Origin of the sequence: Adlercreutzia sp. ZJ242 (assembly GCF_011038995.1) — a bacterium.
Classification (GTDB): Bacteria; Actinomycetota; Coriobacteriia; order Coriobacteriales; family Eggerthellaceae; genus CAAEEV01.
Genome location: NZ_JAAKEE010000092.1, coordinates 1 through 2,073, shown reverse-complemented (window position 1 = coordinate 2,073; position 2,073 = coordinate 1). Strand labels below are relative to the sequence as shown.

The following is a 2,073-nucleotide window of genomic DNA, read 5'->3' as shown; positions in this document are numbered from 1 at the left end:
CCTCACATCACTATACGATTCTATCTATAAGAGCATACAGTCACGTAGGTTCTCACGATGCTCATTTATTAATGGAAAGGTGTTTAATAATTAGCGGAATAGCGCTCATTTTTTGACGCTAGAAACACCGATGAAGGTCATTGACGGTTTCGTCTCATAATTCACGTTCATAGTGCGAATTCCTTCCTCTTTGCTCGGCGAGAACCCATCGCATTTTTCGATGGCGATTCTTGCTCCATGACGAGCGCCGCGTCGAGTATCCGTTGCTTCGTGTCTCTGGCCACTGCTTTCCTCGCAAATCTGGGTGTACGTACGGTCGCTTTTCATGTATAGTGAACGAGCGGTCACTTTTTGCTCTGCCAACTGTATCAGATTGCGGGCTGGATCGACAGCATGATCGAAGAGAAACCGGAAAAGCATCCCCTTCGCCGGACCTTGCCGGCCTGCTGGCTTTGCAGGTGGGTCAACGGGGGGCTGAGAGCGAACGAAAAGACGAACGGAGCAGGCGCCAGCATGGAACCTTCGAAGCAAGCTGCGCTAACGGCGAACCTCACAGCCGGCGGGCACGCGCTGCCCGCCGATTGGCTCGGACGCGTCGCGCTCATCTGGAGCGGATACGCCGTCTCGATGTTCGCAGGCAACGCCGCCAGCTATGCTGGCATCTGGTACGCGACCGAGACGACGGGCTCTCCTTTGAGCCTCGCGTTCCTCTACGTGCTGGCGTTTCTGCCCATGGGGCTGCTCTCGCCGTTCGGGGGCGTCGTGGCCGACAAGCTCAACCGCAAGGCCATCATCGTGGCCTGTGACACGCTCATGGCGCTGACCAGCCTGGCGCTAGCAGCCTGGACTTTCATCGCCGGCCCGAGCTTCGCCGCGGTCGCGTTGTACTGCGCCGCGTTCGGCTTCGTGTCGGGGTTCCGCACGCCGGCTTACAACGCGACCATGCCCTTGCTCGTGCCCGAACGTCACCTCGTGCGCATCAACAGCATGGACACGCTGCTCGGCAGCATCTCGATGATCGCGGGCCCGGCGCTCGGCATCCTGCTGTACACGAGCCTCGGCCTTCAGTACGTGCTCCTCCTCGGCGGCTTCGGCGCTGCGGCCGCCGGCGTCACGATGCTGCTCGCGGTGATTCCGCGCGACCACGGGACGCATGAGCAGGCGGGGGCGTGGGCGAGCCTCAGGGAAGGCGCAGCCACCCTGGCGGGCCAGCGCGGCTTGCTCGTGCTGACCATCGGCGTGTCGCTCGGCATGCTGGCGTACGGGCCGATCGATTCGCTGATGCCTCTCATGGTGTACGGCCATTTCAAAGGAGACGGGTTTGCGGCGTCGCTCATCGCCGCGGTCATGGGCGTGGGCCTGCTCGTCGGCTCGGTGGTCCTCATGGCCGTGAACCCGCGCAGGAAGCTCGCGCGCGTAATCGTCGTAGCCGCGTTCGTGGTCGGGGCGGGCGCTGTGACGGCGGGCCTCATTCCCGAGGGCGGCTACTGGGCGTTCGTGGCGTGCATCGGCGTGCTGGCCATCGCTTGCGCGTGGTTCAACGCGCCCCTCATGACGCTTCTGCAGAAGAGCATCCCCGACGAGAAGCTCGGCCGCGTGATGGGGCTCTTCACGGCCATGAACGGCCTGGCCATCCCCGCAGGCACGGCGCTCGGAGGCGTTGTCGCCGAAGTCACCGGCACGCCGCTTTTCTTCCAGATCGATGGCGCCTTCATTCTTCTGCTGGCCGCTTCGCTTGCCCTTTCGAAGAGCGTGCGGGAGCTCGATGCCGCTTCTCCCGGTCATCCTGCAGTTGAGCAGACGCCGTAGGCTCGTAGGCGTTCCCCGAGCGCGGAGGGCACCAGTCAGGCTTCGCAGGTGCTTTTCCTTTTCGACAGCTTGCGCAAGCGTCCAAAACGCAATTTCGTATACAAGCTGAGTGTGTGGTTGCTTACGAGCAGACAAGGAGACAATATGACCCGGATCCAGACGCGGAGCTGCCCGAAGCAGCCCGCCCTGCCGCCAGGCACCCAGGGTTCGGGAGATGATAGACTCCCCGATATAGCGCAAGACAGGCGCGGCCCCAGGCGCCGC

General features: G+C 62.4%; 1 protein-coding gene. It reads left to right on the top strand.

Annotated elements, in window-relative coordinates; translation table 11 throughout:
* Positions 1–513: 513 nt before the first annotated feature.
* Complete coding sequence (locus tag G7Y49_RS11865) at positions 514–1,809, top strand: MFS transporter (RefSeq protein WP_165174077.1); 1,296 nt, start codon at positions 514–516, stop codon at positions 1,807–1,809.
* The last annotated feature ends 264 nt before the right edge of the window (positions 1,810–2,073 follow it).

Bases quoted from the DNA above. Each gene is read 5' to 3' on its own strand.
- G7Y49_RS11865 (WP_165174077.1), top strand. From the start codon at position 514: ATGGAACCTTCGAAGCAAGCTGCGCTAACGGCGAACCTCACAGCCGGC.